This is a genomic window from Kitasatospora sp. NPDC034035, from assembly GCF_055575755.1.
In genome coordinates this window covers 46,284-72,511 of record NZ_JBVISA010000017.1, presented here as the reverse complement: position 1 = coordinate 72,511, position 26,228 = coordinate 46,284, and the positions used below count along the sequence as shown (strand labels likewise).

Sequence of the window (26,228 nt, the reverse complement as noted above, 5' to 3'; positions counted from 1 at the left end):
CCGGTGACGACGTACAGGGGAGGGCCATGACCGCCGCGAGGGCGACCCGAAGGAGCGCGACCCAGGCGAGCGCGACCGGAGCGACCGGGACCGGCGCGAGCGCCACGAGTGCGGTGGGTGCCGCGGCCGTCGAACCGTTGCCGCCGGCCGGCCCGCGCCGGCTGCGCCTGCTCAGCTACAACATCCGCTCACTGCGGGACGACCGGCGCGCACTGGCCCGGGTGATCCGGGCCTGCGCGCCCGACCTGGTCTGCGTCCAGGAGTCACCGCGCTACTGGCGCCCCGAGGGCCAGGCCGGGTGGCTGGCCCGGCACACCGGGACGGTCGTCCTGGCCGGCGGCGGCCGCACCGCGGCCGGCCCGCTGCTGCTCGGGCGGCCCGGCGCGGTGGAGGTGCTGGGCGTGCACGACCGGCTGCTGCCCAAGACCCGCGGCCTGCACGCCCGGGGCTTCGCCACCGCGCTGCTGCGGCTGCCCGGCGCGGCGCCGTTCACCCTCACCAGCTGCCACCTGAGCCTGGAACCCGAGGAGCGGTACGGGCAGTTCGAGCTGCTGCTCGACCAGCTCGCGATCGCCGAACACGGCGTCGTGGCAGGGGACTTCAACGAGCACCCGGACGGGCCGGGCTGGCAGCTGCTGGCCTCCCGACTGCAGGACGGATACCCGACCGCGCCCTGGGGCGGCGAGTTCACGTCCGTCCCGGAGCGCCCCTACCAGCGGATCGACGCCGTCTTCGCCACCCCCGGGATCACCGTCCTCGGCTGCGGGGTGCCGCACGGACTGCCCGGCGTCACCGAGGCCGACCTGCGGGCCGCGACCGACCACCTGCCGGTGCTCGCGGTGCTCGAACTCCCCGAGAGCAAGGCGGGCTAGACCACGGCGCCGTGGTCCGGGTCCTCCGGCTCGTCCTCGTCGCGGTCCCGCATCCGGGCCACCAGGGTGACGAAGCCGCCGAGGAAGGCGGTGATCCCGACCCAGGCGGGCCAGCCGGAGATCTCCCGCCAGACCATGGCGTCGACCAGCAGCAGGGCGGGGCCGCCGAGCACGGCGAGCCAGGCGAACTTGGCGGTCACGTCGGCGGCGGGCAGCGGCGGGGGCTCCGGCGGGACGTAGTGGTCCTCGTCGCTCTCCTCGGCCAGCTCGTAGTCGCGCGGGCTCGGACCGGCGGCCGGTAGCACCGGCCGGCCGGAGCGGGGGCGGGGCTGCGGGGCGAGGTCGGACAGGTCGTCCTGGTCGTCGCGGCCGCTGCCGTTCTTGTAGCCGCCCTTGAGCTCGTTCTGCGCCCGGAGGTTCTCGACCTCGGGCCAGTCGGGGTTGTTGAGGTCGACGGGGTCGTCGAACTGGGCGACCAGGGCGGCGAAGATCTCGTCCTGCTCGGCCTGGCTGCGCTCGGGCGCGCGGCGCGGCCGGGGACCGGCGGGGGCCGCCGGTGCGGCGGCGTCCTCGGCGGAGCCCTTGGCGGCGGCGTCCTTCGCGGGTGCGGGTGTGGGTGCGGGCGTCACGGCGCCGTCCACGCCGGTGCGGTCCGTCGGCGCACCGCCCGGGGCGGCGTCGTTCGCCGCGCCGTCGTTCGCCGCGCCGTCGTTCGCCCCGCCGTCCTGCGCCCCGCCGTCGTTCGCTCCGCTGTTCTTCGTCGCGCCGTCCTCGCGGGGAGCTTCGTCCCCGCCGCCCGCCGTGCTGCTCTCGTGCACTTCCGGCCCTTCAGCCATGGTGATCGTCGGATTCGACCCGGGTTGCGCCCGCCGCGTGCGCGGGGGCCAGCTGTCGGATGAAGTCCTGGCTGGCCGCGAATATTTCCGCCGCGTCGTGGTCCAGCGTCGCGACGTGGAAGCTGCGTTGGCACAGCCGCTCCGTCACATCGGTCGAGGATATCCGGGCCAGCACCAGTTCCGAGTTGGCCGGAGAGACGACGTGGTCCTGCGGGCTGTGGAAGAGCAGCACCGGCTGGGTCACCTCGGGAAGGCGGTGCTGGACCTCCCGCCACAGCCGGCTCAGCGACCAGGCGGCGTGCAGTGGCGTCCGGTCGTAGCCGAGCTCGGTCGCGCCGGCCTTGGCGATGTCGTTCGCGATGCCGGGCGTGCTCGGGACGAGGTGGCGCAGCACCGGAAGCAGCACACTCGCGGGGGTGTCCGAGCGCACCGACGGGTTGACCAGCACCAGCCCGGACACCGTCGGGCCGTGCAGCGCGGCGAGCCGCAGCGCCAGCGCGCCGCCCATCGACAGCGCGCAGACGAAGACCTGTTCGCACTCGTCGGCGAGCGTCAGCAGCTCGCGTTCGACCGCGGCGTACCAGTCCTCCCAGCGGGTGAGCTGCATGTCCTGCCAGCGGGTGCCGTGCCCGGGCAGCAGCGGCAGCGAGACGGTGTACCCGGCTGCGGCCAGGTCCTCGGCCCACGGTCGCAGCGACTGCGGCGACCCGGTGAAACCGTGGCAGAGCAGCACTCCCACCGGTCCGCCACGGTGGCGGTACGGTTCTGCACCGGGCAGCAACGGCATGGCGGACTCCTTCGCGGGCGGGTGGCGCTGGGGGAGGGGACGCTGGAGGGGGAAGCTGCAGGAATCCGCATCGTCCCACGCTCCGCGCGGGGTCGTACACCCCCTTCGGCGGGGCCGGGCACAGCGGACGGCCGCGGGGCATTAGGATCGACCGGTCCGCATAACAGGAGGCCCCGGTTGTTCTACCGACTGATGAAGATGATCGTCGCGCCACTGCTTCGGATCTTCTTCCGGCCGTGGATCGAAGGTGAGGAGAACATCCCCACCGAGGGTGCGGCGATCATCGCGAGCAACCACCTGTCCTTCTCGGACTCGTTCTTCTTCCCCGCGCTGATCAAGCGCCGGGTGACCTTCATCGCGAAGGCCGAGTACTTCAACACCCCGGGCCTCAAGGGCCGGCTGACCGCCGCGTTCTTCAAGGGCGTCGGCCAGCTGCCGGTGGACCGCTCGGGCGCGCGCGGCGCCGGCGAGGCCGCGATCCGCAGCGCCATCGCCGTGCTGGAGCGCGGCGAGCTGTTCGGCGTCTACCCCGAGGGCACCCGCTCGCCCGACGGCAAGCTGTACCGCGGCAAGGTCGGCGGCCTGGCCCGGGTGGCGCTGGCCACCGGCGCCCCGGTGATCCCGGTCGCCATGATCGACACCGAGAAGGTGCAGCCGCCCGGCCAGGTGGTCCCGAACTTCGGCATCCGCCCGGGCATCCGGATCGGCCGCCCGCTGGACTTCTCCCGCTACCACGGCATGGAGAACGACCGCTTCATCCTCCGTTCGGTGACGGACGAGGTGATGTACGAGATCATGCGGCTCTCCGGCCAGGAGTACGTGGACATCTACGCGACCGCCGCCAAGCGGCAGATCTCCGACGACAAGAAGAAGGCCGACGCCGAGCGTCGCGCGGCGGCCAAGGCGGAGAAGGCGGAGGCAGCCGAGGCCGAGAAGGCAGCCGAGGCGGAGAAGGCGGCCGAAGCCGAGAAGGCGGCCGAGACGGACAAGGAGACCGGGTCGGCCTGACGGCCCGGCCGGGCCCGGGGGGAGGGGCGGATGACGGACGGCGGCAGAGCCGGCGCGGTGGGCGGTACGGTGGCGGCCGGCGGCATGTCCGTCGAACTCCCGTTGTGGAGGGCCATCTCCTACTTCCGGGTGCTGGCCCTGATCTACGCGTTGCTGCGGTACTTCAACTCGTACCTGCACTTCCTGCACCCCGTCGCCGGCTGGATCTTCCTCGGCGCGCTCACCCTCTGGACCCTCGCCACCACCCGGGCGTTCGCCAACCCGCAGCGCTGCACCTGGTACGTCCTGGGCGTCGACCTCACGCTCGCCGTCACCGGCATCGTGATGAGCGGACTGACCGACGCCCCGGCCCGGATCAGCCACGGCGCGCCCACCCTGCCCACCATCTGGGCCGCCGGTACCGTGCTCGGCTGCGCCGCGAAGGGCGGCTGGCGCCCGGCGGCGGCCGCGGGCTCGGTGATCGGCGTCGCCAACATCCTCGGCCACGGCGGGCCGACCGGCGACAACATCCACAACATCGTGCTGCTGATGGTCGCCGGGTGCGCGATCGGCTACGTGATCGAGCTGGCCCGGGGCAGTGAGGCCACGCTCACCCGGGCGCTCCAGGTCGAGGCGGCCACCCGGGAGCGGGAGCGGCTCTCCCGGGACATCCACGACGGCGTGCTGCAGGTGCTGGCGCTGGTCCAGCGGCGCGGCGCGGAGCTGGCCGCGGTGCCGGACGGCGGCACCTGCGGCACGGACTTCGCCGAGCTGGGCCGCCTGGCCGGCGAGCAGGAGCGCGCGCTGCGGACGCTGATGACCGGCGGCCCGATCCCGGCCCAGCGCCTGCCGCAGCCCGACGCCGCCCAGCCGCGCGACCTCACCGCGCTGCTGCGCCCGTACGCCGACGAGCGGATCACGTTCTCCGCCCCCGGCACCCCGGTGCTGCTGCCCGCCCCGGCGGCGGGCGAGCTCGCCGCGGCGGTCGGCGCGGCCGTGGACAACGTCCGCCGGCACGCCGGGGAGGAGGCCCGGGCCTGGATCCTGGTCGAGGACGAGCCGGAGGCGGTCACGGTCAGCATCCGCGACGACGGCCCCGGTTACGCCCCAGGCCGGCTCGGCGAGGCGGAGCGGGCCGGGCGGCTCGGTGTCTCCCAGTCCATCCGGGGCCGGCTGCTGGACCTCGGCGGCACGGCCGAGCTGTACTCGGCGCCCGGGGAGGGCGTCGAGGTCGAACTGCGTGTCCCGAGGAAGGGTGCTTGATGACCGATCAGCCGACCACCGACCGGCCGGTGCGGGTGATGGTGGTGGACGACCACCCGATGTGGCGCGACGCCGTCTCGCGTGACCTCGCCGAGTCCGGGCTGGACGTGGTGGCCACGGCGGGCGACGGCGAGGAGGCCGTCCGCCGCGCCCGCGCCTGCTCGCCGCAGGTCGTCGTGCTGGACCTCAACCTGCCCGGGCTGCCCGGTGCCGAGGTGTGCCGCCAGGTGGTCGCGCACGACCCGGCGGTGCGGGTGCTGGTGCTGTCGGCCAGCGGGGAGCACCAGGACGTGCTGGAGGCGGTGAAGTCCGGTGCGACCGGGTACCTGGTGAAGTCGGCCGGGCGGGAGGAGCTGCTGGACGCGGTGCGCCGTACGGCCGTCGGTGACGCGGTGTTCACCCCGGGCCTGGCCGGCCTGGTGCTCGGCGAGTTCCGCCGGCTGGCCGCCGAGCCGGCCCCGGCGTCGGCGCCGGCCGCCCCGCAGCTCACCACCCGGGAGACCGAGGTGCTGCGGCTGGTGGCCAAGGGCCTGTCGTACCGCCAGATCGCCGACCGGCTGGTGCTGTCGCACCGCACGGTGCAGAACCACGTGCAGAACACCCTCGGGAAGCTGCAGTTGCACAACCGGGTGGAGCTGGTCCGGTACGCGATCGAGCAGGGCCTGGACGACGAGATCTGACGGGCCCCGGGCGGTGCGTCCGCCCGGGGCCCGTCAACTCCTCACGTCCTCGACCCCTCAGCGCGGTACGGCCGCAGCCTCGCGCAGCAGGCCCGCCACGATGTCCACGCCCTCGCGGGTGAGCACCGACTCGGGGTGGAACTGGAGGCCGGCGAAGCCGGGCCCGCGCAGGGCGTGGACGTCGCCGGTGGCGGCGTCCCGGGCGACCTCGACGCCCGCGGCGGCGAGCCGGGCCGCGTCGGCCTCCGAGCAGCGCGCGGTGAAGGTGTTGTAGAAGCCGACCGTCCGCTTGCTGCCGAACAGGTCGATGCTCTCCTGCGCGCCCTGGTACGGGACGGCCTTGCGGCCCAGCGCCAGCCCGAGTTCGGCTGAGAGCAACTGGTGGCTGAGGCAGACCGCGAGCAGCGGCGCGGTCCGGGCACCGGACCGCGCGGCGGCCAGGGCGTCCGCGACGATCGGCCGCAGCACGGCCATCTTGGGGTCGTCGGCGACGGCCGGGTCGCCGGGGCCGGGGCCGAGCACCAGCGGGCCGCGGTGCGCCGCGACCAGCGCGCGCAGCCCGGGCTCGTCGTAGCGCACGACCGTCACCCGGTGGCCGAGCGAGCCGAGCAGGTGGGAGAGCATCGAGGTGAAGGTGTCCTCGCCGTCGACGACCAGCGTCGGCTCGGCCTCGGTGATCCGGGCCGGGGTCTGCATCCGCAGCCAGAACGGCGCGAGGCCGGCCCGGCGGGCGTCCAGCGCGGCCTGCACCCGGTGGTTGTCGGCGAGCCGGGGGCCGGTGGGGTGGGGCAGCCGGGCGGGCGCGGGCCGGGCACCGATCGCGGTGAGCACCCCGGCGGCCTTGGCGTGGGTCTCGGCGACCTCGGACTCCGGGACGGAGTGGCGCACCAGGGTGGCGCCGACCCGGACGACCAGCCGTCCGGTGGCCGGGTCGATGTCGGCGGTGCGGATGCAGATCGGCGAGTCCAGCAGCTGCCCGCCGCTGGCGGAGCGTCCGATCAGGGCGAGCGCGCCGGAGTAGTAGCCGCGCCCGGTGGGCTCGTAGCGGTTGATGACCCGGGTGGCGTTCTCGACCGGGCTGCCGGTGACGGTGGCGGCGAACATCGTCTCGCGGAGCACGTCGCGGACGTCCAGCGAGGTGCGCCCGCGCAGCTCGTACTCGGTGTGGGCGAGGTGGGCCATCTCCTTGAGCCGGGGCCCGAGCACCTGGCCGCCGAGGTCGCCGACCGTGCACATCATCTTCAGCTCCTCGTCCACGACCATGGTGAGCTCCTCCAACTCCTTGGGGTCGTGCAGGAATTGGAGCAGCGAATCGAGGTCGGAGCCGCCTGCCGGATAGCGGTAGGTGCCGGAGATCGGGTTCATCACGACGGTGCCGCCGCTCTGCCGGACGTGCACCTCGGGGGAGGCGCCGACCAGGACCCGGTCACCGGTGTGCACCAGGAAGGTCCAGTAGGCGCCGCGCTCCTGCTCCAGCAGCCGCCGGAACAGCGTCAGCGCGAGCGCGGGGCTGAAGTCCTCCAGCGTGGCGTGGAAGTCGCGCCGGATCACGAAGTTGGCGCCCTCGCCGTTGCCGATCTCCTCCTCGACCACCCGGCGGACGATCGAGGCGTACGAATCGTCGTCCACGTCGAACGCGCCACCGGCAAGCGAGACCGGCAACTGCGGTAGGGCGGAAGTGAATTCGGCCAACGGTAGAACGTGCTGCTCAGCCACCGTGAGGGCCTGCAGCGGGGTGCCGTCGTCGTGCGCCTCGAAGCCGCGCTCGCGGATCTGCCGGTACGGGACGAGCGCGAGCAGGTCGTGCACCGGGGTGCCGCCGGCCGGGGCACCGCTGCGCACCGGGAGGTCGGCGAGGCGCTCGTAGCTGTCGACGCTGCCCAGCAGCACCTCGACGGTGTCCGGGGCGAGTCGGGGGGTGCGGCGGTGCAGCAGGGCGAAGGCGGGGGCGCCGGGGGCGGTGAGACGGGTGAGCAGGTCGGTGATGGTGGTCACGGTGCGGCTTCCTTCCGGGTGGAGGGCGAGGGCGGTGCTGGATTCCGCTCCCGGAGGGCCGTCAGCTCAGACGCCGACGGCCGCCCCGAGGGGCGGCCGTCGTGTTCGTCTAGGAACGCGCGATCGGTGGGCCACCCTTGGGGGAGGCCCACCACCAGGAGTGGTTGTGGGGCGCGTGCATGGCTCGAGCGTAGCGGATCCGGCAGGACGGGTGAGCGAGGTCACTCCTTTGTCCGAGATGTGTCTCACCCCTCGGGCAATGGTCACGAATCGCTCGGGTCACCCCGTAGCCTTGGCGGTGTGACCGCTACGACTGAGACATCGAGGGCTGCCCACTCCTGGCAGTCCCTGCCCGCGGCGCAGCAGCCTGAATGGCCGGACCAAGAGGCTCTGCGCAAGACCCTTGCCGAGCTCGCCTCGTATCCGCCGCTCGTCTTCGCCGGCGAGTGCGACCAGCTGCGCGCCCGGCTCGGAGCCGTGGCGCGCGGGGAGGCCTTCCTCCTCCAGGGTGGTGACTGCGCCGAGGCCTTCGACGGTGTCTCGGCGGAGCACATCCGCAACAAGCTGAAGACCCTGCTGCAGATGGCCGCCGTGCTGACGTACGCGGCCTCGGTGCCGGTGGTGAAGGTCGGCCGGATCGCGGGCCAGTACTCCAAGCCGCGTTCCAAGTCGACCGAGACCCGCAACGGTGTGACCCTGCCGGTCTACCGGGGCGACTCGGTGAACGGCTTCGAGTTCACCCCCGAGTCCCGCAACCCGGACCCGGAGCGCCTGAAGCGGATGTACAACGCGTCCGCCGCGACGCTCAACCTGGTGCGCGCGTTCACCACCGGTGGCTACGCCGACCTGCGCCAGGTGCACGCCTGGAACCAGGACTTCGTCCGCAACTCGCCGGCCGGCCAGCGCTACGAGCAGCTCGCCCGGGAGATCGACAACGCCCTGGCGTTCATGAACGCCTGCGGTGTCGCGCCGGAGGAGTTCAAGACGGTCGAGTTCTTCTCCTCGCACGAGGCGCTGATCCTCGACTACGAGACCGCGCTGACCCGCGTGGACTCGCGCACCGGCGAGCTGTACGACGTCTCCGGCCACATGGTGTGGATCGGTGAGCGCACCCGGCAGCTGGACCAGGCGCACATCGAGTTCGCCTCGAAGATCCGCAACCCGATCGGCGTCAAGCTCGGCCCGACCACCTCCGTGGACGAGGCGCTCGCCCTGATCGAGAAGCTGGACCCGGAGCGCGAGCCCGGCCGCCTGACCTTCATCACCCGGATGGGCGCGGGCAAGATCCGCGAGCACCTGCCCGCCCTGGTGGAGAAGGTCACCGCCTCCGGCGCCAAGCCGGTGTGGATCTGCGACCCGATGCACGGCAACACCTTCGAGGCCTCCAGCGGCCACAAGACCCGCCGCTTCGACGACGTCCTGGACGAGGTCAAGGGCTTCTTCGAGGTGCACCGCGCGCTCGGCACCCACCCGGGCGGCATCCACGTGGAGCTGACCGGCGACGACGTCACCGAGTGCGTCGGCGGCGGCGACGAGGTCATGGTGGACGACCTGCACCAGCGCTACGAGACGGCCTGCGACCCGCGGCTCAACCGCAGCCAGTCGCTGGACCTGGCGTTCCTGGTGGCGGAGATGTACCGGGGGCAGTGAGCCCCGGGCACTGCCGGCCCCCGGCGGTGCCGGATGTGACGTAAGCCCCTCCGGATTCGGGATTCCCGAGCCCGGAGGGGCTTTTTCGTACCCGGATCGCCGGGTAAGGTGAGGCTTAGTGAACTAAGGCAAGCCTTAGTCAAGATCCACTCCGTACTTCACCCCGGGAGAGACCGCGATGTTCGTGTGCATGTGCCATGCGGTCACCGAGGACCAGGTGAAGAAGGCAATCGACGGGGGTGCCAACACCCCCCGCCAGATAGCGAAGGGCTGCAAGGCCGGCACCGACTGCGGGTCCTGCGTGCGCCGGATCCAGGCGCTGCTCGGCGAGCACGGCGCCCGGCCCTGCCCGACCGCTCGGCTGGCCGCGAAGCTCGGCCTCGCCGAATCGGAGCCGCAGCCCGCGCCCGACGCCATGCCGGCTGCCGCTGTGCCGGCCGCCGCCGTTGCTCCGGCGAGGCTTGCCGCGGGTCCGATCGCCCCGGTGGTCACGCTGCGCGTCGCCTGAGGCCGGATCCCCGGGGTCCAAGCCTGGCGTCTGAGGCCCGGCGCCTGAGGCCCGGCACCTGAGGGCCTCAGGACTCCGGCTGCTCGATGAGCTGGGCGATGTAGAGCGCCTCGCCGAGCTTCTCCAGGAGCTCCAGCTGGGTGTCGAGGTAGTCGATGTGGTGCTCCTCGTCGGCCAGGATGTCCTCGAAGATGTTCGCCGAGGTGACGTCGTTCTTGGCCCGCATCACCACGATCCCGCGCTTGAGCCGGTCGATCGCCTCGACCTCGATCTGCCGGTCGGCCTCGAACATCTCCTTGACCGTCTGGCCGATCCGGACGTGGAACAGCCGCTGGTAGTTGGGCAGCCCCTCCAGGAACAGGATCCGGTCGGTGAGCGTCTCGGCGTGCTTCATCTCGTCGAAGGACTCGTGCCGGGTGTACTTGGCGAGCTTCGTCCAGCCGAAGTTCTCCTGCATCTTGGCGTGCAGGAAGTACTGGTTGATCGCGGTCAGCTCGGCGGTGAGCTGTTCGTTGAGGAACTCGATGACCTCGGGATCGCCCTGCATGGCGGTGCCTCCTGCGCTCGTCCTGGAGTAAGTCCTGCGCTGGGCATCCTGGCACCGTAATGGGAAGTAATTCCAGTAAGTTCACACTCACTAGGACATGTGTCGGAATATCCGATTTGGCCGGAGTCGGCCGGTGGGCGATCGACGGTTGGCCCGTCCGGGCGGGGCGTGAATCCGCGCCAAGGGGCGCGCGTCGGCGTACGTCCGCCGTCTGTCACCATGGATCCATGGGTCAGTCCAAACACGAACCGCTGCCGCCGTCTGACCCGAGGCTCCCCCCGGGCCAGCGCGAACAGCGCGGCTGGCCCGCCCTGCACTACGGGCCGGTACCCCGCTTCAAGCCGCTGACCTGGGACCTCCAGGTGTTCGGCGCCACCGCCTCGGCGGAGAAGCACAGCTGGGACTTCGAGGGCTTCAACGCCCTGCCGCGTACCACCGTCGTCGCGGACCTGCACTGCGTGACCAAGTTCTCCGTGCTCGGCAACGAGTGGACGGGCGTGTCGGCCGCCGCCGTGCTCGACCTGGTGCCCCCGGCGCCCGGCGTCACCCATGTGATGGTCTGGGCCGAGTACGGCTACAGCGCCAACCTGCGGCTCGCCGACTTCGCCGACCCGCGCACCCTGCTCGCCACCCACCGCAACGGCGAGGCGCTGACCGCCGAGCACGGCTTCCCGGTCCGGCTCGTGGTGCCGCAGCTCTACGCCTGGAAGGGCCCCAAGTGGGTCCGCGCGGTGGAGTACATGCGGGCCGACCGGCGAGGCTTCTGGGAGGAACGCGGCTACCACAACCTCGCCGACCCCTGGGGCGAGCAGCGCTACTCCTACCAGGAGGAGCCGGGCGAGGGCCCGCTGCGCTGAGCCCGGCCGCAACGGCCGCAACGGCCGGGGCAGGGGTGCCTAGAAGAGCGAGAAGCGGACCGTCACCGCACTGTGCTGCGGCCGCCGCTCCCCGGCCGCCGGGGACTGGCCGTTCACCTTGACCGCGCCGAACACGTCCCAGCCGGTGGTCTGCATCGTGAAGCCCGCTGCCTGCAGCGCCTTCTGTGCCTCGTCCTTGGTCATCCCGGTGACGTTCGGGACCGGCACCATGCCCTTGCTGACCACCAACGAGACCGCGGCGTTCTCCTGCAGCTGCTGCCCGGCCGCCGGCGAGCTGCTGATCACCGAGCCCTCCGGGACGTTGTCGTCGTACGTCTCGGTCACGCTGCCCTTGGACAGCTGGGCGCCGGCCAGGGCCGCGGCGGCGTCGGCGGCGCTCTTGCCGACGAGGTCCGGCACCGCGACCCGCTTGGGCCCCTTGGAGACGGTGACGGTGATGCTGTCGCTCCGGCGGGTGCGCGCGCCCACCCCGGGGTCGGTGGAGATCACCTGTCCGGACGGGACGGACTCGCTGAACGCCTCGACGAACTTGCCGTGCAGACCCTCCTTGTCCAGGATCCGCTGCGCCTCGGCCCGGTCCTTGCCGAGCACCCCGGGCACCGAGCCGTACAGCCCCTCGGACAGTCCGTAGGTGGCACCGCCGACCGCCAGCACCAGCGCGGTCAGCACGGAGGCCCAGATCAGCGCCTTGCGGGGGATCCGGCGCAGCAGGCCGGGCCGGCGCTCGCGCGCCGGGGCCGGCTCGTCGTACGGGCGCGGCTCGGTGAGCAGCTGGTCCATCAGCTCCGGCGGCACGTCCAGCACGCTGGTGCGCTCCGGCGGCGGGGCGTCGGCGGGCCGCGGCAGCGGCTGGATCACCGAGGTCGGCTCGCTGGTCGGGTAGCGCGGGCTCGGCCGGGTGGAGGCCGGCGGCTCGGCGTCCAGCTCGGCCGGGGTGAGGGTGCGGCGGAGCCGCTGGAGCGCGGCGAGCAGCTCGACCGCGTCGTACGGGCGGGCGTCGGCGACCCGGGCGCAGGCGCCGGCCACTATGGCGTCCAGCTCCGGGCCGACCGCCGGGGCGACCAGGGAGGGGGCGGGGACGTTCTCGTGCAGGTGCTTGTACATGACCTGGACGGGGTTGTCGCCGGTGTGCGGGCGGCGGCCGGTGAGCATCTCGTAGAGCAGGATGCCGGCCGCGTAGACGTCGACCCGCTGGTCGGTGGGGGCGTCCGGGAGGATCTGCTCGGGGGCCAGGTAGGAGACGGTGCCCAGGACCGTGCCGCCGGTGGCGGTGCTGGTCGAGGTGGGCGCGCCGTCGGCGGCGCCGAGCACCCGGACCAGGCCGAAGTCGGCGACCTTGACCAGGCCGCTCTCGGTGATCAGCACGTTCTCCGGCTTGACGTCGCGGTGGACGAGCCCGGCCCGGTGGGCGGCGCCGAGGGCGGCGAGCACCGGCTCCAGGACGTCCAGCGCGGCCCGAACGGAGAGCGCGCCGCGGTCGCGCAGCAGGTCGCGCAGGGTGCGGCCGGGCACGTACTCCATGGCGAGGAAAACGTTTCCGCCGTCCGCGCCCTGGTCGAAGACGTTGACCACATTGGGGTGGGTGAGCTTGGCGACCGCCTTGGCCTCGCGGATGAAGCGGGTGGTGAAGGCCTCGTCCCCGGCCAGCGCGGGGTGCATCACCTTGAGGGCGACCACCCGGTCGAGCCGGGTGTCGGTGCCCTTGTAGACGGTGGACATCCCGCCGGTCGCGATGCGCTGCTCGACCCGGTACCGGTTGTCGAGCAGGGCGCCGATCAGCGGGTCGTGCAGTGCCATGTCCACCCGGCGAGTCTAGTGCCGGGCCGGGCGGCCGGACCCGGAGGACGCCGCCCCGGGGCCCGGCTGTGCCCGGCTTGTGACACGCCGGTGCTTCAGAAGGCAGGCCGCTCCCGGGTGTCCAGGTCGGCCCGGCCGGCCATCGCGGAGGAGGCCTCGGCGTGGAAGCGGCGCGGGATGCGCCCCGCCCGGTGGGCGAGCCGGCCCGCCTCGGCGCCGTGCCGCATCGCCTCGGCCATCAGCACCGGGTCCTGAGCCCGGGTCACCGCGGAGGCCAGCATCACCGCGGCGCAGCCCAGCTCCATCGCCAGCGCGACGTCGGAGGCGGTGCCGGCGCCCGCATCCAGGATCACCGGGACGCCCGCACTCTCCACGATCAACTGGAAGTTGTGCGGGTTGCGGATGCCGAGACCGGAGCCGATCGGCGAGCCCAGCGGCATGATCGCGGCGCAGCCGACGTCCTCCAGCTTGCGGGCCAGCACCGGGTCGTCGTTGGTGTACGGCAGCACCGTGAAGCCGTCGTCGACCAGGGTCTCGGCGGCGTCCAGCAGCTCGATCGGGTCCGGCAGGAGGGTTCGCTCGTCGGCGATCACCTCCAGCTTCACCCAGTCGGTGCCGAGCGCCTCGCGGGCCAGCCGGGCGGTCAGCACGGCCTCGCCGGCGGTGAAGCAGCCGGCCGTGTTGGGCAGCACGCGGATGCCGTTGCGGGTCAGCACGTCCAGGACGGAGCCCTGGGTGCCCGCGTCGACCCGGCGCATCGCGACGGTGGTCAGCTCGGTGCCGGAGGCGAGCAGCGCGCGCTCCAGCACCTCCAGGCTCGGCGCGCCGCCGGTGCCCATGATCAGCCGGGAGGAGAAGCTCGTCCCGGCGATGGTCAGCAGGTCGTCGGCCATCTCAGCCTCCCTGCACGGCGGTGAGGATCTCGACCCGGTCGCCCGCGGTCAGCGGCGTCTCGGACCACGAACTGCGGGGCACCACGGCCTCGTTGAGGGCGGCGGCGACGCCGGAGTTGGCCCGGCTGACGGTGGCCACCACCTCGGCGAGGGTCGTCGCGGCCGGCACCTCGCGGGGCTTGCCGTTGACGGTCAGTGCGATCTCGTCCGGACCGGTTTCGTTCGGTGCGGTCTCGTTCGGGCCGGTTTCGTTCGGTGCGATCTCGGTCATGCCAGGGCCTTCGTGGTGGGGCGAGCGGGGGCGGGGGAGAACCGGGTGGGGGTGAACGGCTGCGCCAGTTCGGGGAGTTCGCCGGTGGCCAGGTACTCGGAGAGCAGGTCGGCGGTCACCGGGGTGAGCAGCACGCCGTTGCGGTAGTGGCCGGTGGCGGCGACCAGCCCGGGCAGTGACGTCGGGCCGAGCAGCGGCGCGTTGTCGGGCGAGCCCGGGCGCAGACCGGCCGAGGTCTCCGCGAGCGGGAGTTCGGTGAGACCCGGGACCAACTCGTGCGCGTCGCGCAGGAGTTCGTACACCCCGCCGGCGGTGACCGTGGTGTCGTAGCCCTGCTCCTCGGTGGTCGCGCCGATCACCAGCTCGCCGTTCTCCCGCGGCACCAGGTAGATGTGCCGGCCGCGCACCACGGCGCGGACGTTGCGGGAGAGGAACGGCCGGTAGGCGTCGGGGACCCGTAGGCGCAGCACCTGCCCCTTCACCGGGCGGATCGCGGGCAGCACGCCCTCGGGCAGACCGGCCAGCCGGTGGCTGTGCGGGCCGGCGGCGAGCACGACCTGGTCGGCGGTCACGGTCTCGTGCGTGCTCAGGCGGGCGCCGACCGCGCGGCCGCCCTCGACCAGCAGCTCAACCGCCTCGGCGGCCCGGACGACGACGCCCGCGCGCTCCCCGGCCGACAGCAGCGCGGTGAGCATCCGCCGGCCGTCCACCTGGTGGTCGTCCGCGACGTGCAGGCCGCCGCGCACCCCGGGGGCGAGCATCGGCTCCAGCCTGCGGGCCTCCCGGCCGGTCAGCCAGGTCGAGTCCAGGCCCAGCCGCCGGTGGAAGGCGTGCAGTTCGCGCAGTTCCTCGCGGTCGTCGGAGTCCAGCGCGACGGCGATCGTGCCGCACTGGCGGTAGCCGGTGTCCTGGCCGCCGCTCGCCTCCGTGAGTTCGGCGACGAAGTCCGCGTACCGCTCGTTGGAGGCCATGCCGAGGCGCAGCAGCGGCTCCTCGCCGTACTGGAGCTCGGTGACCGGGGCGAGCATCCCGGCCGCGACCTTGCCCGCCCCGCCGCCGGGGGTGGGGTCGACCACGACGGTCCGCAGCCCTCGCTGCGCCGCCCGCCAGGCGACGGCGAGGCCGATGATGCCCCCGCCGATCACCAGGACGTCGGGTGGGGCGCCTGATGGCATGCGTGTCAAAGCTGCTCTTCTCCCTTCGCCGGTATGACCCGGATCAGGTTCGGACGGTCGCAGGCCGTGCCAGCCCGCCTCTCAGCCCGGTTCGCCGGGCTCCCGTGATGGTGTCCCCACCATAACGCCGGGGCCCGGCCCGGCCGAAGGGCCGGACGAAGGGTGGACAGGGGGAGGCGGAAGGGGGCCGCTCGGCGCGAGGCCGCGCCTGAACGAAGGGTGGACGGCCCGGAAGCGGTGGCGTCGCGCTGAGTACAGTGACGGGCGTGGCAGAGCTGAGCGGGACGGATCAGGTGGTCGTCGTCGGGGCCGGGCTGGCCGGGGCGCAGTGCGCCCTGAAGCTGCGGCAGGGCGGTTGGCGGGGGCGGATCACGCTGGTCGGCGAGGAGCCGCACGCGCCGTACGACCGGCCACCGCTCTCCAAGGACGTGCTGCTCGGCAAGAGCGACAGCACCACCCTGGACATCGACTACGCGAACCTCGGCATCGAGGTCCGCACCGGCCGCCGGGCCACCGGCCTCACCCCCGGCGTGCTGCACACCGACGACGGCGACCTCCCGTACGGCTCGCTGGTGATCGCCACCGGCGCCGTCCCGCGCGCCCTGCCCGGCGCCGAGCGGGCCCACCTGCTGCACACCCTGGACGACGCGCTGGCGCTGCGCGCGCTGCTGCGCCCCGGCCTGCGGCTGGTGCTGGTCGGCGCGGGCTGGATCGGCGCCGAGGTGTCCACCGCCGCCCGCGAGGCGGGCTGCGAGGTGACCGTGGTCGAGGCGGGCCCGGCGCCGCTGCCCGGCGCGCTGCCGACCGCGATCGGCTCGGCGATGGCCGCCTGGTACGCCGAGGCCGGCGTCGACCTGCGCTGCGGGGTCGGCGTGGCCGCCGTCGAGCCCGGCGCGGTGCTGCTGGCGGACGGCTCGCACCTGCCCGCCGACGAGGTGGTGGTCGGCATCGGCGCCCGGCCCGCGACCGAGTGGCTGGCCGGCTCCGGCGTCGAACTGGACGGGACCGGCGCCGTCGTGGTGGACGCGCGGCTGCGCACCAGCCTGCCCGGTGTCTTCGCGGCCGGGGACTGCGTCAGCTACCCCTCGGCCCGGGCCGGCGGCCGGCTGGCCGTCCAGCACTGGGACCACGCGCTGCAGTCCGGCGAGGCGGCGGCCGCCGCCGTCCTCGGTGCGGACGCGCCGCCGTACGACCCGGTGCCGTACTTCTGGTCGGAGCAGTTCGGGCGGATGGTCCAGTACGTGGGCCGGCACGCCGAGGGCGACGAGCCGCTGTGGCGCGGCAGCCCGCAGGACGGCTCCTGGGCGGTGCTCTGGCTGCGCGACGGGGTGCCGAGCGCGCTGCTGACCGTGGACCGGCCGCGCGACCTCACCCAGGGACGGAAGCTGATCGAACGCGGTGCGGCGCTGGACCCGGCCCGCGCGGCGGACCCCTCGGTTCCGCTGAAGTCGGCGGTCGCCGGGTAGCGGCTGGTGCGCGGCGGGCCGCGGAGGTGGCAGTCTGGTGGCGTGAGTGAGATCGAAAGCAAGATTGAAGCCCTGGTCGCCGAGTGGATGTACCTCCCCGACATCTCCGAGCAGTGGGGGGTGCGCGTCACCGAGGTGCGCGACCTGGTCCGCAGCGGCGGCCTGATCGCCGTCCGGCGGGGCCCGAACAAGTCGCTGCAGGTCCCTGCGGCGTTCATCGACGGCCAGGGGCTGGTCAAGCACCTGTCCGGCACCCTGACCGTGCTGCGCGACTGCGGGTACAACGACGTGGAGATCCTGGAGTGGCTCTTCACCGAGGACCCGTCGCTGCCCGGCAGCCCGATCCAGGCACTGCGGGAGAACCGCGGCACCGAGGTCAAGCGCCGCGCCCAGGCGATGCTGATCTGATGGCGGCGGACACGCCGCGCGCCCGCCTGGCGGACGCGCGCCTCTACCTGTGCACCGACGCCCGCCGCGAGCAGGGCGACCTCGCCGAGTTCCTCGACGCGGCGCTGGCGGGCGGGGTGGACATCGTCCAGCTGCGTGACAAGGGCCTGGAGGCCAAGCAGGAGCTGGCGGCCCTGGAGGTCTTCGCCGACGCCTGCCGTCGGCACGGCAAGCTGCTGTCCGTCAACGACCGCGCCGACGTCGCCCACGCGGCCCGGCCGGACGTGCTGCACCTCGGCCAGGACGACCTGCCGGTGCCGGCCGCCCGGGCGGTCCTCGGCGAGGACGTCCTGATCGGCCGGTCCTGCCACGCCGAGTCCGAGGTGGACGCGGCGGTCGCCGAACCCGGGGTGGACTACTTCTGCACCGGCCCGGTCTGGCCGACCCCGACCAAGCCGGGCCGCCCGGCGCCGGGCATCGGCCTGGTCTCGTACGCGGCGAAGCAGGCCACCGACCGGCCGTGGTTCGCCATCGGCGGGATCGACCTCGGCAACCTGGACGAGGTGCTGGCCGCCGGTGCCCGCCGGATCGTCGTGGTCCGGGCCATCACCGCCGCGGAGGACCCGCGGGCGGCCGCCGCCGAGCTGTCCCGCCGGGTGCGCGCGGCGCTCTGACCGCCGCCGAGGACCGCCTTTGAGGCCGTCGCCGTCCGCCAGTACTTGCGGACGGTGGCGGTCTCGGCCACGTCTTCAGTACTTGCGGATGGTGGCGGCTTCGGCCACGTCTTCAGTACTTGCGGATGGTGGCGGCTTCGGCCACGTCTTCAGTACTTGCGGATGGTGGCGGCTTCGGCCAGTGCCAGCAGCACCCCGCGGGCCCGTTCGTCCACCAGCGGGGCCGCCTGCAGCGCGGCCAGCGACTGCCGCATCAGCTCCTCGATCCGGTGCTCCACCAGCTCGGGCGCGCCGCTGCGGGCGACCAGTTCGCGCAGCCCGGCGACCTCCTCGGGTGCCAGGTCCGGCGCGCCGAGCCGCTCGTCCAGGTGCCGGGCGTCGGCGGTGGGCAGGCCGCGCATCGCGTGCGCGACCAGCAGGGTGCGCTTGCCCTCGCGCAGGTCGTCCCCGGCCGGCTTTCCGGTGACCGCCGGGTCCCCGAAGACGCCGAGCAGGTCGTCCCGCAGCTGGAACGCCTCGCCCAGTGGCAGCCCGAACGCCCCGAGGGCCTCGACCAGCTCGGGTCCGGCCCCGGCCAGCAGTGCTCCGACCTGCAGCGGGCGTTCGATCGTGTACTTCGCGGACTTGTAGTGCAGCACCGTCTGCGCCCGGTCCAGCGCGCCCTCGTCCGTCGAGTCGCCGGCCACCGGCTCCAGCACGTCCAGGTACTGGCCGAGCATGACCTCGGTGCGCATCAGGTCGAACACCGGCTTGGCGGCCAGCACGGCGGCCGGCTCCAGGCCGGAGCGCAGGAACAGCTCGTCGCACCAGATCAGCAGCAGGTCGCCGAGCAGCACCGCGGCCGAGGCGCCGTACTGCTCGCGGTCCCCGCGCCAGCCGCTGTCGCGGTGCAGCGCCTCGAAGCGGCGGTGGATCGAGGGCAGGCCGCGGCGGGTGTCGCTGCGGTCCATCAGGTCGTCGTGCACCAGGGCACTCGCCTGGAGCAGTTCCAGGGCGGCGGCCGCGTTGGCGATCCCGTCGCCCCCCGGGCTGGCCGGGCCGCCGGCGGCCCGCCAACCCCAGTAGCAAAAGGCCGGGCGCAGCCGCTTGCCGCCGTCGAGCAGGAAGTCGCGCAGCGCGTCGGACGCGGGGACCAGCTGGGGCGAGATCTTGCCGAGCAGCGCGGACTGGCCGTCCATGAACGCGGCGAGCGCGGCGTTGACGCGTGTGCGGACGTCCTCCACGTCAATGGGATTGGCCGGCCGGGTGCTGGACGAGGTCACGATGGGGCTCCGCTGGTTCTCTGGGGTGCAGCAAGCGTAGCTGGGCGGCTGGGAACGGGCGTGCGAGCAGCCCTGCGGGGTCAACCGGAATGCCGTCCACTAATTGTCTCAATCCGTGGAATCGGGTTGTCCGGCCTCCATGAGGGGCGGATAGCCTGCCAGCATGGCACTCGGTATCGCTTCCACGAGAACGGATCGCGCACTGACCGTCCGCGAACTCCTGGCGGCCGGCAAGCGCTCCTTCTCCTTCGAGTTCATGCCGCCGCGCACCGAGGTCGGTGAGCAGAAGCTCTGGGACGCCATCCGTCGACTCGAACCGCTCGACCCGAACTTCGTCTGTATGACGTACGGCGCGGGCGGCTCCTCGCGCGAGCGCACGGTCAACATGGTCGGCCGGATCGCCACCGAGACCACGCTGACCCCGGTCGCCCACCTGACCGCCGTCGACCACTCGATCGCGGAGCTGCGCAACATCATCGGCCAGTACGCCGACCAGGGCGTGCGGAACGTCCTCGCCGTCCGGGGTGACCCGCCGGGCGACCCGCTGGGCGAGTGGGTCAGCCACCCCGAGGGCGTCACCTACGCGTACGAGCTGGTGGAGCTGATCAAGGGCATCGGCGACTTCTGCGTCGGCGTCGCGGCCTCGCCGAACATGCACCCGCGTTCGAGCAACTGGGACGACGACATCCGGCACTTCGTGGCGAAGATCCGCTCCGGGGCCGACTACGCGATCACCCAGATGTTCTTCGAGGTGGACGACTACCTGCGGCTGCGCGACCGGGTGACCGCCGCCGGCTGCGAGACGCCGATCATCCCGGAGATCATGCCGGTCACCAACGCCAAGCAGCTGGAGCGTTTCCCGCAGCTCAGCGGCTCGCCCTTCCCCGCCGACCTGGAGGCCCGCCTGCGGGCGGCCATCGACGACCCGGCGGCGCTGCGGGCCGTCGGCATGGAGCACGCCACGGCGATGGCCGAACGGCTCCTGGCCGAGGGTGCGCCCGGTCTGCACTTCATCACGCTGAACCACTCGACGGCGACGCTGGAGATCTACCAGAACCTGGGGCTGCACAAGCGCTGAGCCGCGGCCCGCCGCCTGCGGGTGGTCCTGGCCCGACTGCCGTGCTGACGTCGGGTGTTCACGAGTCCGTCACCGTTCCGACGGGGACGGGCTCGGTCGTGTGCGGCCGGTTCCGGGTGCGGTGGGAACGCGATGCGGTACCCCGGCCGTTGAACCGGTACAGTCGCCGGACACGCGCGGCGTGGACGCGCGGGCACGCGACTGGAGGTAGCGGGCGGATGGGCATCGGATACCTGCTGCTGTACGCCGCGTTGGCGGTGGTGGCGCTCTGGCTGGTCGCCGAGGTGCTGCTGCAGAACCGGGCGCCGCTGCACTGGCGGGCCCTGGCCCTGGTCGGCTTCCTGGGCGTGGCCGCCGGGATGAACCTCGGGTCGGTCGTGGTGATCGGGGTCGGCGCGGTGCTGTTCGCGGTCGGCCAGACCTTCGTGACGCTCTCGGTCAAGCGCGGCTACCGGGACGGCTGGTCCCTGCGGAAGGCCGACGGCAGCCTGCCGGGCCCGCTCGCCAAGGTGCCGCTGCTCGGCGCCCTCACCGGCGGCGGTGCCGCGGTGGCGGCCGTCGCGGTCGCCAAGGAGCGGATCGGCGAGGTCAGCGCCGTCGAGGAGCCTCCGGCCGTCCAGCCGACGCCCGAGGAGCTGCCGGAGGTCGAGCAGACCGCCGCCTTCGCGATGCAGGAGCTTGCCCAGGACGGCATCTACGCCCCCGCGTACTACGAGCAGCAGCAGCAGCAGCCGCAGCAGCAGGCCCAGGACCCGTACGCCACCGCCTACCAGGGCGGCTACGACCAGCAGCAGTGGCAGACCCAGCAGCAGCCCGCCTTCGCCTACGACCAGTCCTACGGCGCCTACCCGCAGCAGCAGGACCCGCAGCAGATGCCGCAGCAGGACCCGTACGGCGCCTATCCGCAGCAGCAGAGCCAGCAGCAGATGCCGCAGCAGGACCAGTACGCGGGCTACCAGCAGCACCAGCAGGCCTGGGACCCGAACGCCCAGCAGCAGCACCAGCAGCACCAGCAGCAGCAGTGGCAGCCCCAGCCCGACCCGCAGACCCAGGGCATCCCGCCGCAGCCGGTCTACGACCAGAACTACGGCTACCAGCAGCAGAACACCTGGCACCAGGGCTGACGCGACCGGACAAGGCGAAAGGGGGCCGATATCGGCCCCCTTTCGCCTTGTCCGGGGCGCGCTTACGCCGGTCCCACCAGGTTGGCGGCGATGCAGGCCGACATGCCGACGCGGGCGAGCCCGCCGCCGGGGTGGGCGGTGCCGCCGATGAGGTACAGGCCGGGGACGGGGGACTCGTTGGCGGTCTTCAGCCAGTCGCCGTCGGTTCCGGCGAGGACGGGCAGGGCGACCGAGCCGCCCGGGGCGCCGGTCTCCCGGCGGGTGTCCTCCGGGGTGCGCACGACCCGCCACAGCACCCGCTCGCGCAGGCCCAGGCCGGCCGCGTCGACGTGGGCGAGCAGCCGGTCGGCGTAGCGCTCGGCGACACCGGGGGCGGTCCAGTCGACGACGCCCTGGGCCGGGACGGTCGCGGTCAGCACCACGCTCTCGTGCGCGTCGTCGGGGCGCAGCGCGGGGTCGTCCGGGCGCAGTACCTGCACGGTGGGGCGCTCGCAGAGCGGGGCCAGGCCGGTCAGGGCCCGCTCCTCGGCGGCGAGGTCGGCCGCGTGCACCACCGTGCGGTGCGCGGTGCCCTCCGGCCGGGGGCCGCGCAGCGCGAGCAGCACGCCGAACCGGCCGGGCGCCCCGGACGGCGTCCACGCCTCGGCGGGCTTCCCCGGCCACTCGGCCAGGCCGTGGCCGAACAGCGCGTCGGAGTCCATCGCCGAGAGCACCAGATCCGCGTCGATCCGGCCATCCGCCGTCTCGACGCCGCGCGCCCGGCCGTCCTCCACCACGACCCGGGTGACGGGCGTGGCGAAGCGGAAGTCGACCCTGCGCAGCTCGCAGCGCCGGTACACCGCCTCCGCCAGGGCGCGCAGGCCGCCCCGGACGTACCAGACGCCGAAGGACTGCTCCATGTACGGCAGCACGGTGGCCCCGGCGGGGGCCAGGCCCGGGGCGAAGCCGTACCGGACCGCGGACTCGAACAGCAGGGCGGTCAGGCCGGGGTGGCCGTCCAGTTGGCGCGCCGCCACGTCGTGCAGTGTCCACGGGACGGCGCGGCGCAGCCGGGCCAGGCCGGTGCGCGGCGGGACGGGGTACGGGTCGGTGCCCAGGAACGCCCGGTCGGCCGGGAGCGGCTCCTCCAGCAGCGGGCGGCGGGTGGCCTCCCAGACCGTCCGGCCGTGGTTCATCACCGCACTCCAGCGGGCGCCCGAGCCGGCCCCGAAGGCCGCGTCCAGGGCCTGGCTGACGCCGCCGCGGGAGGCGTTGGGCAGGGCGACGGCGGTGCCGTCGGGGAACAGGTGCCGGCTCTCCGGATCGACCGGGGCCAGCTCTACCAACTGTTCCAGCGGCTCCTTGCCGGTCTTCAGCGCGAGGTCGCGGTAGACGGCGGGGAGCGCGAGCAGCCCCGGCCCGGTGTCGAAGGCGAAGCCGTCGCGCTCGTAACGGCCGACCATGCCCCCGTACGTGCCGCTCGCTTCGCAGACCGTCACCCGGTGGCCGAGGGTCGCCAGCCGGGAGGCCGCCGCGAGCCCGCTCATTCCTGCGCCGATGATGACGATCCGTGCCATGGCACCCGATCCTAGGGCCCGGCTTCGGGCCCGCCGGTCAGGCCCCCGGCTGCCCGGCGTACGCGCTCCCCACGGCCCGGGCGGCCTTGCGCTCGCGGCGGCGGGCCCGGAAGGCGCGGATCTTGCTGATCGCCAGCCAGACCAGCAGCAGGCCGACGGCCAGGACCACGGCGGCGATCGACGCGGCCAGCCAGGGGTGGAAGATCGCCAGGGTGACCAGGCCGGCCACCGAGAGGTCCTCCGCCATGCTGACCACGATGTTGCTGGCCGGCTCGGGAGATGTGTTGACTGCCATCCGCAGCGAGGCCTTCACCAGGTGGCTGACCAGCGCCGTGGTCCCGCCCATCACACCGGCCGCGACCTCGCTCAGCGAGCCGGGGTCGTTGCTCGCGATCAGCACGCCCACGGTGGCCCCGGCGATCGGCCGGATCACGGTGTGCACGACGTCCCAGACGCTGTCCACGTACGGGATCTTGTCGGCCACCGCCTCCATCGCGAACAGCACGGCGGCCGCGATCAGCACGTCCGTGCGCTCCAGCGCGTGCGGCACCGACTGCGCGTCGGCGAACCGGCCCAGCAGCCCGAGCAGCAGCACCACCGCATAGGCGTTGATTCCGCTGGCCAGTCCGCTGGTGAAGATCAGCGGCAGGATCGTCATGGCCTCCCCCTCCTCGTGAACCCGGGCCGGTTCCGGCCGGCCCCGCCGTACCGTACCGGGACCCGGGACGCCGTGCGGACGTGTGTCGGTTCCGGCGCGGGGGGACTGAGTACGGATACTCAGATCCGCGGTTGAGTACGTGAGCGGATGGCCTGCGACCTGCGGAGACGGGAGAGTAGTGGCACCCGGGAGGAACGGCGCGTCGGGCGCCGCTCCACCCGGGTGGCGGATCCGTCCAACCCTCCGGCCGTGATGGCCAGGGGGACGACGGGGGAGATCCGCGACGGGGCTGGTCACGGTCCCCGCACCGCCGGCACGGGGCGGCGGAGCGGGCCGGGGGGAGACCGGCCACGGGGGAAGTTCGTCACCGCCGCCCATGGGGGGAACGGCGGAGCGACGGAACACGGCGGCGGCGCGGACCGGGGGAGGGTCCGCGCCCGCCGCCGATCCGCGTGTCCGGGGCCAGGCGCCGGAGCGGACGGATTGTCAGTGGTGCCGTTCACGATGGAGGAGCACGGACCACCCGGTCCGCGCGCTGCCTCGGAACGGGGGAGACCATGACCATCAGCCACCCTGAGCCCGTCACCGCCCGCCTCCACTCCGCCGCCCTCCCCGTCACCCCGGGCCCGTCGGGCGCACGCCCCGCGGGCCGGGACGTCCACCCCGTGCCGCGCCGGACCGCCGCGCCGCCGGCCGCCCTCGACCTGCTCGCCGACGCCCACCGCACCCTCGCGCGGGCCCGCGCCCTGGAAGACCCGCTCGAGCGCTACGCCACCGCCCACCTGGCCGCGCTGCGCACGGTGGCGGCCGTCCTGGCCGTGCGCGGCCGCCCGGAGAAGAACCCGCGGCGGCGCAAGGCCATCCGCAGTGCCTGGGAGGTGCTGCCCGAGGTGGCCCCGGAGCTCGCCGAATGGGCGCTCTTCTACGGCGTCGGCGCCCGCCGACGGGCCGCCGCGGAGGCCGGGATCCGGGGCGCCGCGTCGGCCCGCGACGCCGACGACCTGATCCGCAACACCGCCCTGTTCCTGCGTCTGGTCGAGCGGCTGCTGGGCCTGCGGGTGGTCCCGCCCGCGCCGCGGCTGCCGCTGGACGGCGACGAGCGGCCGGGGGTGGAGGGCCCGCGCGCCCGGCGGGCATGAACGCCCGGCGGGCATGAGCACCCGGCGGGCGTGAGCACCCGGCAGGCTTAAGGTGGAGGCATCCTGATCGAACTGCACGTGCCAAGGAGTCCCACCTTGTACCCGACGCGTCCCCGCAGTGCCCTGCGTACCGCCGTGGTGTGGGAGGTGGTGCGGGCAGCCCTGGAGAAGCGGGCGGCCGAGCTGGACCAGCCGGTGCTCGACGTGGTCGACACCGGGGGCGGCACCGGTAACTTCGCCGTGCCGGTGGCCAAGCTCGGCCACCGGGTCACTGTGGTCGACCCGAGCCCGGACGCGCTGTTCGCCCTGGAGCGCCGGGCCGCCGAGGCCGGCGTGACAGACCTGGTGCGCGCCGTCCAGGGCGACACCCAGACGCTGCCCGAGCTGGTCGCCCCCGGCACCGTGGACGCCGTGCTCTGCCACGGTGTGCTCGAGGTCGTGGACGACCCGGCGGAGGCGCTGGGCAGCCTGGCCGGCACCCTGCGCAAGGGCGGCCTGGTCAGCCTGCTGGCCGCCAACCGCAACGGCGCCGTGCTGGCCCGCGCGCTGGCCGGCCACTTCAACGAGGCCCGGACGGTGCTCTCCGCGACCGACGGCCGCTGGGGCGAGCAGGACCCGATGCCGCGCCGCTTCACCGGCGAGGAGCTGGGTCGGCTGGCCGAGGCCGCGGGCCTGCGGGTGGAGTCGGTGCACGGCGTCCGGGTCTTCGCCGACCTGGTCCCCGGGGTGCTGGTGGACACCGAGCCGGGCGCGCTGGAGGCGCTGCTGAAGCTGGAGGAGGCCGCCGCCGAGCAGCCCGCCTTCCACGCCGTGGCGACCCAGCTGCACCTGCTGGCCACCCTGGCCTGAGCCGTCCGTCACCGGGCCTTCGCGGCCTTCGCGAAGCCTTCGCGAGACCTACCGCCGCCGTACGGTTCGCGCACCGTACGGCGGCGGTTCGCGTTCCGGTCGCCCGCCGGTTGTCCGGCCCGGCTGTCCGGCCGGTTTCCGCGCTCCGGCGGCGGAGCTCCCCAGGTCCGGACCGATTCCATCGGGTCGGGCACTTGTCCGGGGCGTGGCGCGTTGGCACGGGTGCGGCCGTGCCCGGTCGAAGTGGCCCGTCCCACGCGGCGCAGACCACTCCGTAACGGGCCTACGGACCGTATGATCTGGGTAAAGCCGGAAAGCATGACAGCCGGATGCGTGGGGCATATGGACGACACGGGCCGGGTCCCCCGCACAGGCGTCCGACCGTGTGCCCCATGGCTGATTGGACTTGCCTCCCCGACCGGGGTGGGCGGACCGGTCGCACCCGCGACCGACGAGTAGGAGGACTCCGTGCCGCTCTCGGAGCACGAGCAGCGACTGCTCGACCAGATGGAGCGAGCGCTGTATGCCGAAGATCCCAAATTCGCGTCGGCGCTTGAGGGAACCGGGCTGCGCACTTACACCCGTCGGCGGGTCTACCTGGCCATCGCCGGATTCGTGGTGGGGATCGGCCTCTTGATGGGCGGCATGGTCGTACCGGATCAGATCTGGGTCAGCGTCGTGGGCTTCCTGGTCATGCTCGGGTGCGCGGTGTTCGCCGTGACGGGCTGGCGCCGCGGGCCCGCGACCCAGGGCTCCGGGCCCCGCCAGGCCGCCGCCCCGCGCCGCAAGGCCGGGATGATGGACCGGGTCGAGCAGCGCTGGCAGCGCCGCCGGGACGAGCAGACCGGCGGCTTCTGAGCCGTCGGGCCGTCCGGCGCGACCGAGACCTAAGACGC

At 73.6% G+C, this 26,228-nt stretch carries 26 protein-coding genes and 1 riboswitch; of the genes, 15 read left to right on the top strand and 11 right to left on the bottom strand.

What is annotated here, in order from left to right; translation table 11 throughout:
* Positions 1-26: 26 nt before the first annotated feature.
* Positions 27-872 (top strand): endonuclease/exonuclease/phosphatase family protein, encoded by an 846-nt coding sequence (locus tag ACZ52J_RS23815; protein WP_465621491.1) that lies wholly within the window; start codon positions 27-29, stop codon positions 870-872.
* Here the strand turns inward: ACZ52J_RS23815 and ACZ52J_RS23810 are convergent.
* Positions 869-1,690 carry a hypothetical protein gene (locus ACZ52J_RS23810; RefSeq protein WP_465621489.1) on the bottom strand — a complete coding sequence of 274 codons (822 nt, stop codon included), beginning with the start codon at positions 1,688-1,690 and terminating at the stop codon, positions 869-871. The two genes, ACZ52J_RS23815 and ACZ52J_RS23810, sit on opposite strands and share 4 nt — an antisense overlap.
* Positions 1,691-1,700: 10 nt before the next feature.
* A complete protein-coding gene (locus tag ACZ52J_RS23805; RefSeq protein ID WP_465621487.1) occupies positions 1,701-2,495 on the bottom strand; it encodes an alpha/beta hydrolase in 795 nt (264 codons plus the stop codon).
* 177 nt (positions 2,496-2,672) lie between these two features.
* Here ACZ52J_RS23805 and ACZ52J_RS23800 point away from each other — a divergent pair, with 177 nt between their 5' ends.
* From ACZ52J_RS23800 to ACZ52J_RS23790, 3 genes are read left to right on the top strand one after another with little or no spacing between them, the layout of a single operon-like run.
* Complete coding sequence (locus ACZ52J_RS23800) at positions 2,673-3,503, top strand: lysophospholipid acyltransferase family protein (RefSeq protein WP_360492401.1); 831 nt, start codon at positions 2,673-2,675, stop codon at positions 3,501-3,503.
* Between the two features lie 30 nt (positions 3,504-3,533).
* A complete protein-coding gene (gene macS, locus ACZ52J_RS23795) occupies positions 3,534-4,745 on the top strand; it encodes a MacS family sensor histidine kinase (RefSeq protein ID WP_465621484.1) in 1,212 nt (403 codons plus the stop codon).
* Positions 4,745-5,425 (top strand): response regulator transcription factor, encoded by a 681-nt coding sequence (locus ACZ52J_RS23790; protein ID WP_360492395.1) that lies wholly within the window; start codon positions 4,745-4,747, stop codon positions 5,423-5,425. Before macS ends, ACZ52J_RS23790 begins: the two co-directional genes overlap by 1 nt.
* A gap of 57 nt (positions 5,426-5,482) precedes the next feature.
* On the opposite strand, the gene ACZ52J_RS23785 is transcribed toward ACZ52J_RS23790, so the two are convergent.
* On the bottom strand, positions 5,483-7,420 hold the full coding sequence (locus ACZ52J_RS23785; RefSeq protein ID WP_465621482.1) for an anthranilate synthase family protein: 1,938 nt from the start codon (positions 7,418-7,420) through the stop codon (positions 5,483-5,485).
* Positions 7,421-7,720: 300 nt separating this feature from the next.
* Between ACZ52J_RS23785 and ACZ52J_RS23780 the strand changes: the two genes are divergently transcribed.
* Together ACZ52J_RS23780 and ACZ52J_RS23775 are read left to right on the top strand one after the other, a co-directional pair.
* A complete protein-coding gene (locus ACZ52J_RS23780) occupies positions 7,721-9,070 on the top strand; it encodes a class II 3-deoxy-7-phosphoheptulonate synthase (protein ID WP_465621480.1) in 1,350 nt (449 codons plus the stop codon).
* A gap of 178 nt (positions 9,071-9,248) precedes the next feature.
* Positions 9,249-9,578: a (2Fe-2S)-binding protein gene (locus ACZ52J_RS23775; protein ID WP_465621478.1), complete on the top strand. Its 330-nt coding sequence runs from the start codon at positions 9,249-9,251 to the stop codon at positions 9,576-9,578.
* A gap of 67 nt (positions 9,579-9,645) precedes the next feature.
* Here ACZ52J_RS23775 and bfr read toward each other — a convergent pair whose 3' ends face one another.
* Positions 9,646-10,125 (bottom strand): bacterioferritin, encoded by a 480-nt coding sequence (gene bfr, locus ACZ52J_RS23770; protein ID WP_045692153.1) that lies wholly within the window; start codon positions 10,123-10,125, stop codon positions 9,646-9,648.
* A gap of 227 nt (positions 10,126-10,352) precedes the next feature.
* Between bfr and ACZ52J_RS23765 the strand changes: the two genes are divergently transcribed.
* Entirely contained in the window at positions 10,353-10,982 is a 630-nt protein-coding gene (locus tag ACZ52J_RS23765) for a sulfite oxidase-like oxidoreductase (RefSeq protein ID WP_360492384.1), read from the top strand.
* Between the two features lie 39 nt (positions 10,983-11,021).
* On the opposite strand, the gene pknB is transcribed toward ACZ52J_RS23765, so the two are convergent.
* The 4 genes from pknB to thiO form a co-directional block, all read right to left on the bottom strand.
* Positions 11,022-12,800 (bottom strand): Stk1 family PASTA domain-containing Ser/Thr kinase, encoded by a 1,779-nt coding sequence (pknB, locus tag ACZ52J_RS23760; protein WP_465621657.1) that lies wholly within the window; start codon positions 12,798-12,800, stop codon positions 11,022-11,024.
* Between the two features lie 95 nt (positions 12,801-12,895).
* Positions 12,896-13,693: a thiazole synthase gene (locus ACZ52J_RS23755; protein WP_360492381.1), complete on the bottom strand. Its 798-nt coding sequence runs from the start codon at positions 13,691-13,693 to the stop codon at positions 12,896-12,898.
* A gap of 1 nt (position 13,694) precedes the next feature.
* Positions 13,695-13,895 (bottom strand): sulfur carrier protein ThiS, encoded by a 201-nt coding sequence (thiS, locus tag ACZ52J_RS23750; protein WP_360493009.1) that lies wholly within the window; start codon positions 13,893-13,895, stop codon positions 13,695-13,697.
* Between the two features lie 65 nt (positions 13,896-13,960).
* Positions 13,961-15,139, bottom strand: coding sequence for a glycine oxidase ThiO (gene thiO, locus ACZ52J_RS23745; protein WP_465621476.1), 1,179 nt, complete (start codon positions 15,137-15,139; stop codon positions 13,961-13,963).
* 3 nt (positions 15,140-15,142) lie between these two features.
* Positions 15,143-15,255: riboswitch (TPP riboswitch) on the bottom strand.
* Positions 15,256-15,396: 141 nt separating this feature from the next.
* Here thiO and ACZ52J_RS23740 point away from each other — a divergent pair.
* The 3 genes from ACZ52J_RS23740 to thiE are packed head-to-tail and all read left to right on the top strand — an operon-like array spanning position 15,397 to position 17,666.
* Positions 15,397-16,605: an NAD(P)/FAD-dependent oxidoreductase gene (locus ACZ52J_RS23740; RefSeq protein WP_465621474.1), complete on the top strand. Its 1,209-nt coding sequence runs from the start codon at positions 15,397-15,399 to the stop codon at positions 16,603-16,605.
* 42 nt (positions 16,606-16,647) lie between these two features.
* Positions 16,648-17,013 (top strand): Rv2175c family DNA-binding protein, encoded by a 366-nt coding sequence (locus ACZ52J_RS23735; protein ID WP_360492372.1) that lies wholly within the window; start codon positions 16,648-16,650, stop codon positions 17,011-17,013.
* Complete coding sequence (gene thiE, locus ACZ52J_RS23730) at positions 17,013-17,666, top strand: thiamine phosphate synthase (protein ID WP_465621471.1); 654 nt, start codon at positions 17,013-17,015, stop codon at positions 17,664-17,666. The genes ACZ52J_RS23735 and thiE overlap by 1 nt, the downstream gene beginning before the upstream one ends.
* A gap of 149 nt (positions 17,667-17,815) precedes the next feature.
* On the opposite strand, the gene ACZ52J_RS23725 is transcribed toward thiE, so the two are convergent.
* Positions 17,816-18,928 carry a polyprenyl synthetase family protein gene (locus tag ACZ52J_RS23725; protein ID WP_465621469.1) on the bottom strand — a complete coding sequence of 371 codons (1,113 nt, stop codon included), beginning with the start codon at positions 18,926-18,928 and terminating at the stop codon, positions 17,816-17,818.
* Positions 18,929-19,091: 163 nt separating this feature from the next.
* Between ACZ52J_RS23725 and metF the strand changes: the two genes are divergently transcribed.
* Positions 19,092-20,006 carry a methylenetetrahydrofolate reductase [NAD(P)H] gene (gene metF, locus ACZ52J_RS23720; protein ID WP_360492364.1) on the top strand — a complete coding sequence of 305 codons (915 nt, stop codon included), beginning with the start codon at positions 19,092-19,094 and terminating at the stop codon, positions 20,004-20,006.
* 218 nt (positions 20,007-20,224) lie between these two features.
* Positions 20,225-21,130, top strand: a complete 906-nt coding sequence (locus ACZ52J_RS23715) for a hypothetical protein (protein ID WP_465621467.1) — start codon at positions 20,225-20,227, stop codon at positions 21,128-21,130.
* Between the two features lie 62 nt (positions 21,131-21,192).
* Here the strand turns inward: ACZ52J_RS23715 and ACZ52J_RS23710 are convergent, their stop codons facing one another.
* A complete protein-coding gene (locus tag ACZ52J_RS23710; RefSeq protein ID WP_465621465.1) occupies positions 21,193-22,686 on the bottom strand; it encodes a phytoene desaturase family protein in 1,494 nt (497 codons plus the stop codon).
* 37 nt (positions 22,687-22,723) lie between these two features.
* The gene (locus tag ACZ52J_RS23705) at positions 22,724-23,344 is read right to left on the bottom strand and encodes a DUF4126 domain-containing protein (protein WP_360492355.1); all 621 of its coding nucleotides are present in this window, start codon (positions 23,342-23,344) and stop codon (positions 22,724-22,726) included.
* A 563-nt stretch (positions 23,345-23,907) separates the two neighbouring features.
* On the opposite strand from ACZ52J_RS23705, the gene ACZ52J_RS23700 reads away from it, so the two are divergent.
* The 3 genes from ACZ52J_RS23700 to ACZ52J_RS23690 all read left to right on the top strand — a co-directional run bounded on the left by ACZ52J_RS23700 (position 23,908) and on the right by ACZ52J_RS23690 (position 26,190).
* Positions 23,908-24,483, top strand: a complete 576-nt coding sequence (locus tag ACZ52J_RS23700) for an SAV_6107 family HEPN domain-containing protein (RefSeq protein ID WP_465621655.1) — start codon at positions 23,908-23,910, stop codon at positions 24,481-24,483.
* Between the two features lie 96 nt (positions 24,484-24,579).
* Entirely contained in the window at positions 24,580-25,332 is a 753-nt protein-coding gene (locus tag ACZ52J_RS23695; RefSeq protein ID WP_465621463.1) for a methyltransferase domain-containing protein, read from the top strand.
* Positions 25,333-25,800: 468 nt separating this feature from the next.
* Positions 25,801-26,190, top strand: coding sequence for a DUF3040 domain-containing protein (locus ACZ52J_RS23690; protein ID WP_360492347.1), 390 nt, complete (start codon positions 25,801-25,803; stop codon positions 26,188-26,190).
* Positions 26,191-26,228: the final 38 nt, after the last annotated feature.

Bases quoted from the DNA above. Each gene is read 5' to 3' on its own strand.
- ACZ52J_RS23815 (WP_465621491.1), top strand. From the start codon at position 27: ATGACCGCCGCGAGGGCGACCCGAAGGAGCGCGACCCAGGCGAGCGCG.
- ACZ52J_RS23805 (WP_465621487.1), bottom strand. From the start codon at position 2,495: ATGCCGTTGCTGCCCGGTGCAGAACCGTACCGCCACCGTGGCGGACCG.
- macS (WP_465621484.1), top strand. From the start codon at position 3,534: ATGACGGACGGCGGCAGAGCCGGCGCGGTGGGCGGTACGGTGGCGGCC.
- ACZ52J_RS23790 (WP_360492395.1), top strand. From the start codon at position 4,745: ATGACCGATCAGCCGACCACCGACCGGCCGGTGCGGGTGATGGTGGTG.
- ACZ52J_RS23775 (WP_465621478.1), top strand. From the start codon at position 9,249: ATGTTCGTGTGCATGTGCCATGCGGTCACCGAGGACCAGGTGAAGAAG.
- bfr (WP_045692153.1), bottom strand. From the start codon at position 10,125: ATGCAGGGCGATCCCGAGGTCATCGAGTTCCTCAACGAACAGCTCACC.
- ACZ52J_RS23765 (WP_360492384.1), top strand. From the start codon at position 10,353: ATGGGTCAGTCCAAACACGAACCGCTGCCGCCGTCTGACCCGAGGCTC.
- pknB (WP_465621657.1), bottom strand. From the start codon at position 12,800: ATGGCACTGCACGACCCGCTGATCGGCGCCCTGCTCGACAACCGGTAC.
- ACZ52J_RS23755 (WP_360492381.1), bottom strand. From the start codon at position 13,693: ATGGCCGACGACCTGCTGACCATCGCCGGGACGAGCTTCTCCTCCCGG.
- thiO (WP_465621476.1), bottom strand. From the start codon at position 15,139: ATGCCATCAGGCGCCCCACCCGACGTCCTGGTGATCGGCGGGGGCATC.
- thiE (WP_465621471.1), top strand. From the start codon at position 17,013: ATGGCGGCGGACACGCCGCGCGCCCGCCTGGCGGACGCGCGCCTCTAC.
- metF (WP_360492364.1), top strand. From the start codon at position 19,092: ATGGCACTCGGTATCGCTTCCACGAGAACGGATCGCGCACTGACCGTC.
- ACZ52J_RS23715 (WP_465621467.1), top strand. From the start codon at position 20,225: ATGGGCATCGGATACCTGCTGCTGTACGCCGCGTTGGCGGTGGTGGCG.
- ACZ52J_RS23710 (WP_465621465.1), bottom strand. From the start codon at position 22,686: ATGGCACGGATCGTCATCATCGGCGCAGGAATGAGCGGGCTCGCGGCG.
- ACZ52J_RS23705 (WP_360492355.1), bottom strand. From the start codon at position 23,344: ATGACGATCCTGCCGCTGATCTTCACCAGCGGACTGGCCAGCGGAATC.